Origin of the sequence: Synechococcus sp. OH20 (genome assembly GCF_047502685.1) — a bacterium.
Classification (GTDB): Bacteria; Cyanobacteriota; Cyanobacteriia; order Thermostichales; family Thermostichaceae; genus Thermostichus.
On the sequence record NZ_JANSIQ010000043.1, the window covers coordinates 93,734 to 99,733 of the forward strand.

At 59.9% G+C, this 6,000-nt stretch carries 5 protein-coding genes; 2 read left to right on the plus strand and 3 right to left on the minus strand.

Annotated elements, in window-relative coordinates; all coding sequences use genetic code 11:
* Window positions 1-111 precede the first annotated feature (111 nt).
* Window positions 112-477 (plus strand): response regulator, encoded by a 366-nt coding sequence (locus NW826_RS10055; protein WP_414334158.1) that lies wholly within the window; start codon window positions 112-114, stop codon window positions 475-477.
* On the opposite strand, the gene NW826_RS10060 is transcribed toward NW826_RS10055, so the two are convergent.
* The 3 genes from NW826_RS10060 to NW826_RS10070 all read right to left on the minus strand — a co-directional run bounded on the left by NW826_RS10060 (window position 474) and on the right by NW826_RS10070 (window position 2,871).
* On the minus strand, window positions 474-1,322 hold the full coding sequence (locus tag NW826_RS10060; protein ID WP_414510051.1) for a hypothetical protein: 849 nt from the start codon (window positions 1,320-1,322) through the stop codon (window positions 474-476). The two genes, NW826_RS10055 and NW826_RS10060, sit on opposite strands and share 4 nt — an antisense overlap.
* Before the next feature lie 49 nt (window positions 1,323-1,371).
* Window positions 1,372-2,346 carry a CobW family GTP-binding protein gene (locus NW826_RS10065; RefSeq protein ID WP_414334155.1) on the minus strand — a complete coding sequence of 325 codons (975 nt, stop codon included), beginning with the start codon at window positions 2,344-2,346 and terminating at the stop codon, window positions 1,372-1,374.
* 84 nt (window positions 2,347-2,430) lie between these two features.
* The gene (locus NW826_RS10070) at window positions 2,431-2,871 is read right to left on the minus strand and encodes a VOC family protein (RefSeq protein WP_414334153.1); all 441 of its coding nucleotides are present in this window, start codon (window positions 2,869-2,871) and stop codon (window positions 2,431-2,433) included.
* A 176-nt stretch (window positions 2,872-3,047) separates the two neighbouring features.
* Between NW826_RS10070 and topA the strand changes: the two genes are divergently transcribed.
* Window positions 3,048-5,840, plus strand: coding sequence for a type I DNA topoisomerase (topA, locus tag NW826_RS10075; protein WP_414510052.1), 2,793 nt, complete (start codon window positions 3,048-3,050; stop codon window positions 5,838-5,840).
* The last annotated feature ends 160 nt before the right edge of the window (window positions 5,841-6,000 follow it).

Below are 6,000 nucleotides of genomic sequence, written 5' to 3' on the forward strand. Positions count from 1 at the left end.
CTGCCTTTATAGCTTCTCTGTCCGTTCCCGCATCAACTGGGCTCTCGGTTGAAGCTGACAGCCAGCCCGACAGGTTGGGGGAGACTATCGTTTGCTTGTCTACGAAGCCACATGTCCAAACGCATCTTGGTGATTGAAGACGAACCCTCTATCCGCACCTATCTGCAGAAGGTGTTGCAGCGGGCTGGGTACGACACGGTGGCGGCCACCGATGGCGAGGAAGGCCTACAGATGGTGCGCGCGCTTATGCCGGATTTGGTGTTGTGCGATGTGGTCATGCCCAAGCTGAACGGCTATGGCGTGTTAGATGCCTTGCGATGGGATCAGTCCACGGCCCACATCCCCTTCGTCTTTCTCTCCTCCAAAACCTCCCAAGAAGCCATTGAACAAGGGCTACGGCTCGGCTCTGACGCCTACCTAACCAAGCCCATCGACCAAACCCACCTGTTGAGAGCGATTGCCGCCCAACTGACCTAGAGGCTGTAAATCTGCCCATCTACGAGCAGATGGGTGATGCCTTTTTTTTGCAATTGGGTGCGCACAATGTCCAGAATGTAGCCGGGAAACTGGATCACCCGATAGGGGGGGTAGGTGTTGCTGCCGCGGCGGCTCATTTCGGAAAAGCGACGGGCCACCTTGTGGTTGTCGAAAATGGGCAGCGTATTGGCGTTATCGATCCCTTCGACGGGCACAGATCCGGGGCCAAAGAATTCCTTGAGGGGGCGAGTGGTCAGCTCCTGGTAGCGGTCAACAACGACATAACAGGTTTCCGGCGGGGTGAGCTCTTCCAGGGGTAACACCTGAACTTGATAGCCGGGATCGGTGAGGTGGTCTGCTTCCAGCTCGTCTTTTGGGAAATAGTCGGAGTCGTCCTCGTCTTCGAGGTCACTGTCTTCTTCGGTTTCCTCCTCGTCGTCGATATCCTCTAGATCTTCCTGAAGCTCAGCCGCCAACTGCAGTTCTGGCAAAGACTCTTCTATCCCGCCGATGGGTGCGTCGTTTGTGTTCGGCTCTTCACCATTGGGGGGTGTGGCGGCTGCGGGGGGATCCCCAGATGGAGACAGCGGCAAGAGCTGCTGCTCCAAAGCTGCGATCTGGCCAACGGCCACTTTTTCCTCTATGTCTTTGCGGCGGGCAGCCGAGCGTTTGAGCTGAATCAACCGCTGGTACTCATCGGCAGCGATATTTTCCTTCAACACGCGGGTGATGGTGGTGACGCTCACTTGAAATTGCTCGGCCAATTCGACGGCGGTCGCTGCTGAGCCGCGGTAGGCGCTGACAATTTGCTGTTGTTCTTGCTCCGAAAGCTTGCTGCGAGCCATCCCAATTCACCCCATCCACGAACTGAAAAAATAGCCATGACGAGGATCCCTAACCAGCGGCGACCCGGCTGAGGTCGGCAGCCAACTGTTCTCGCTCTAGCCCTTTGCCGATCAACACAATTTTGGACAGGCGAGGCTCTTCCACATCCCAGTCCCGTTCCAAGAAGAGGGTTTGCCGCTGGCCTACCTGATGAAAGATAACCCGCTGCGGCTCGTCCACAACCCACAGCACCCCTTTGGCGCGAAAAATCGTCTCCGGCAAGTCTTGTAGCCAGTCGCGAAAAGCCATCAAATCCAGCGGCTGCTGCAGTTGAAAGCTCACCGATTGGATCCCGTCTTCTGCGAGGTGATGGCTAGGGTGGGCCTCGGCTTCCAAATCGGGAAGTTTGGGATCCCACCCTTCTGGACGGAAGGCATGCACATCCAAAATGCGGGTCAGGGGGACTTGGGCATGGGTGGTGAGCAGGCAAGGGGCATCGGGGTTGTAGCGGCGCAGATCGGCAAGGATCTGCTCTTGTTCGATAGGGGTGATCAAGTCCACCTTGTTGAGCAGCAGGATGTCAGCACTGCTGATCTGGTGGGCGGCGGTTTGCGAGCGCCGGAAGTTGTGCCAGTATTCGGCCCCATCCACCAGGGTCACCACGCCATCGAGGCGCAAGTCCTCATGAAAAGTCTCTTGCACAAACAGCTCCGTCACCTGCCTGGGATCCGCCACCCCGCTGGTTTCCACCACCAGGTAGTCCAACGCCTGGGCCTGCTGCAGCAGCTCTCGGGCTGCCCGTTCAAAATCTGCCCGCACCGTGCAACAGAGGCAACCATTACTCAGCTGCATCAGCCCCTCTTCGGGCAGGTTGACCAGCTCGCCATCGATGGAAATTTCGCCAAACTCGTTGAGAATAACCCCAATGCGCAGCCCATGCTTTTCCTGCAGGATGCGCTTGAGCAGGGTGGTCTTACCACTGCCCAAAAAGCCCGTCAAGACGGTAACCGGAAGCTGAGCTTTCATCGCCAGTTCAGTAAACAAGCCAACCCATCCTTGCTCAAGTTCCCCACAGGCCTTACCAGCTTAGCTTCAGGCCCAATTGCAGGATCCCACCCAACGGCAAATTCAACAGCCTTCCTTGCCCAACTGCTGGGATTCCGGGGATCCCTGCAAACGCAGCAACTCAATCGGCAGGCCATCGGGATCGGCGATGAAGGCTACCTCATAAGTTTGATGGCCGATCTGCTGGAGCTGGGGCGGGAGCAGCAGGGTAAGGGGGACTTGCGCTTGTAGATGTTCTAAATAGCCGGCCAGGGATCCCCATTCAGGGCCGATCTCCAAAGAGGGATGGTAGTAGCCCACATAGTGGGGATCCCCAAAGGGATCGGGAGCCGGCTGGGGCTGGGGCACCTGCATCAGCTCTAGGCGCCCCCAGGGACCACGCATCCAGCAGGCCAACGTGATCCCGGCAGTGAAGCGTTCTTCCACAGCCAAGCCCAGCCCCTCGTAAAAGGCGATGGAGCGGAAAATATCGGCAGTGCGAATGGAAAAATGATGCAGTTTCATGGTCGTACAAAGAGCCAGGTGGGGGCAGATCCCTGGAATCAATCGCCGATGACCGCTAGTCAAGCGCAGATAGACTTGCTAGGCTCCAGAGAAGTAGGCCATCTATTTTAAGCACCTCTTGTGGTGTACGCTGGCCCTGGCAACCTCAGCCAATTGCTGCCAACAACAACATCATCATGCCTAAGCTGGTCATTGTCGAATCTCCCACCAAAGCCCGCACCATCCGTGGATTCTTGCCCGCAGGGTACGAAGTTCAGGCCTCGATGGGACATGTGCGGGATCTCCCCGATTCGGCATCTGAAATCCCAGAAGAATTGAAGGGTGAAGAGTGGAGCCGCCTGGGGGTCAATGTCCACGCCGACTTCGAGCCCCTCTACGTGATCCCCAAAGACAAGAAGAAAGTGGTCAAGGAACTGAAGGAAGCCCTCAAGAAAGCCGACGAGCTGATCCTGGCCACCGACGAGGATCGCGAAGGGGAAAGCATTAGCTGGCATTTGCAACAGGTGCTGCAACCCAAGGTGCCCACCCGCCGCATGGTGTTTCACGAGATCACCCGCGAGGCCATTCAAGAGGCGCTGCAAAACTGCCGCCAGGTGGACGAGCAACTGGTGCGTGCCCAGGAGACCCGCCGCATCTTGGATCGCCTGGTGGGCTACACCCTGTCGCCGCTGCTGTGGAAAAAAATTGCCCCCAAACTCTCAGCAGGGCGGGTGCAGTCGGTGGCGGTCAAGCTCTTGGTGGATCGGGAGCGGGAGCGGCGCGCCTTCAAAAAAGCCTCCTACTGGGATCTGAAGGCGGAGCTGCAATCGAGCACTTCCCCGCAGGAGCGGCAGAGCGTCTTTCCAGCAGAGCTGGTGAGCCTGGCCGGCAAGCGCCTGGCCGGCGGGCAAGACTTCGATCCCAGCACCGGGCAGCTCATGGCCGGGCGGGATGTGGTGCTGTTGGATCAAGCCCAGGCCGAGGCCCTACGGGATCGCCTGCTGGGGAAAGCTTGGGTCGTCAGCTCGGTCGAAGAGCGCCCCTCCACCCGCAAGCCCGCCCCTCCTTTTACCACCTCCACGCTGCAGCAGGAGGCCAACCGCAAGCTACACCTGTCCGCCCAGCAGACGATGCGCATCGCCCAAAAGCTCTACGAAGAGGGCTACATCACCTACATGCGCACCGACTCGGTACACCTGTCGGAACAGGCCATCCGCGCCGCCCGCGCCTGCGTGGAGTCGATGTACGGCAAGGAGTACCTCAGCCCCGAACCGCGCCAGTACACCACCAAAACCAAAGGGGCGCAAGAAGCCCACGAGGCCATTCGTCCCGCCGGGTCGGAGTTTCGCCTGCCCAGCCAAACCCTGCTCACAGGGCAGGAGCTGGCCCTCTACGACCTGATCTGGAAGCGCACCGTCGCCAGCCAAATGGCCGAAGCACGACAGACCCACACCATCGTGCTCATCGCGGTGGACGATGCGGTGTTTCGGGCCAGCGGCAAGCGCATCGATTTTCCCGGCTTCTTCCGCGCCTATGTGGAGGGATCCGACGACCCGGAGGCGGCTCTGGAAGATCGGGAGGTGCATCTGCCCCGCTTGCGGCAGGGGGATCCCCTCCGCTGCCGGAAGCTCGAACCCGTCGGCCACGAGACCCAGCCACCCGCCCGCTATACGGAAGCTTCCCTGGTCAAGGTGTTGGAAAGCGAGGGCATTGGCCGTCCCAGCACCTACGCCACCATCTTGAACACGATCATGAGCCGTGGCTACGTGAGGTCGATGGGGAATGCCCTCGTGCCCACCTACACCGCTTTTGCAGTGACCGAGCTGCTGGAAAAATACTTTCCCAACTTGGTGAATACCCGCTTCACCGCCGAGATGGAGCAAACCCTCGATGACATCGCTTCTGGCCAGGCAGACTGGTTGCCCTATTTGCGCCATTTCTTTCTGGGAGAGCAGGGCCTAGAAGGCCAGGTGAAGGCGCGCGAGCTGGAAATCGACTCTGGCCTGGCCCGCTCCATTCACCTGGAGAACCTGCCCGTCAAGATCGGCATCGGCCCCTACGGCCCTTATGTAGCAGTAGAGACTGAATCGGGAGAGGTGCGCGCCAACCTGCCGGAGGAGATTCCCCCCGCCGATCTCAGCGCCGAACATGTAGCGGAGCTGATCAAGCGCAAACAGGAGGGCCCCAAGCCCATCACCTTCCACCCGGAAACCCAAGAGCCGGTCTACGTGATTCCCCAGGGTCCCTACGGCCCCTATGTGCAATTGGGGGAGGTGTCGGAGGAGAACAAGAAGCCCAAGCGCACCTCCCTGCCCAAAGGGCTAAAGCCGGAGCAGGTCACCCCTGAGATTGCCCTGGGGTTGCTCAGCCTGCCCCGCACGTTGGGGGAGCACCCGGAATCGGGGAAAAAGGTGCAAGCAGGGATTGGCCGCTTCGGCCCCTACGTGGTCTGCGACGGCGATTTCCGCTCGTTGCCCGCCGATGAGGATGTGCTGACCATCAGCCTAGAGCGGGCGCTGGAGCTGCTGGCCCAGCCCAAAAAAGGCCGTGGGCGCGGCTCGGCCAAACCCCTGCGCGAGCTGGGATCCCATCCTGAGGACGGCGAGCCGGTCAATCTGCACGACGGCCCCTACGGGCTGTATGTCAAACACGGCAAGGTCAATGCTTCTTTGCCCAAGGAGCTCCCTGCCGAAGCGGTCACCCTGGAAATGGCCCTGCAGGTGTTGGCCGAAAAAGAAGGTTCTGCTGCCGATGGCAAGAAAAAAAGCCGCTCAACCGGCAAAGCCGACTCCGCTGCAAGCAAAACCCAAGCGAAGACTGCTTCCAGCGTTACAGGCCAGCAGGCCGAGGCGGCTGGCCTGCGGAAGCGGCGCGGAGCACAAGCAGCTTCCACCGGCGGTGGGATGGCCAAGGAGCCCCAGGCGAATGGTTCAGCTCCGTCTAGATCCCGTTCCACCATTTTGAAGGTCACTCCCAAAGCTCTTTCCTGAGGACAGCTTCTCAAGCTGGGATGGCACCAGATCCCCTGCTTGTGGTGGATCTAAGGAGTCGGTATCTGCGCCGCTACCCTCACCCCCGTCCCCTCTCCCAGAGGCACCCTCACCCCCGTCCCCTCTCCCAGAGGCACCCTCACCCCCGTCCCCTCTCCCA

Excerpts from the sequence above, each read along its gene's own strand:
- NW826_RS10055 (WP_414334158.1), top strand. The coding sequence starts at position 112 with ATGTCCAAACGCATCTTGGTGATTGAAGACGAACCCTCTATCCGCACC.
- NW826_RS10060 (WP_414510051.1), bottom strand. The coding sequence starts at position 1,322 with ATGGCTCGCAGCAAGCTTTCGGAGCAAGAACAACAGCAAATTGTCAGC.
- NW826_RS10070 (WP_414334153.1), bottom strand. The coding sequence starts at position 2,871 with ATGAAACTGCATCATTTTTCCATTCGCACTGCCGATATTTTCCGCTCC.
- topA (WP_414510052.1), top strand. The coding sequence starts at position 3,048 with ATGCCTAAGCTGGTCATTGTCGAATCTCCCACCAAAGCCCGCACCATC.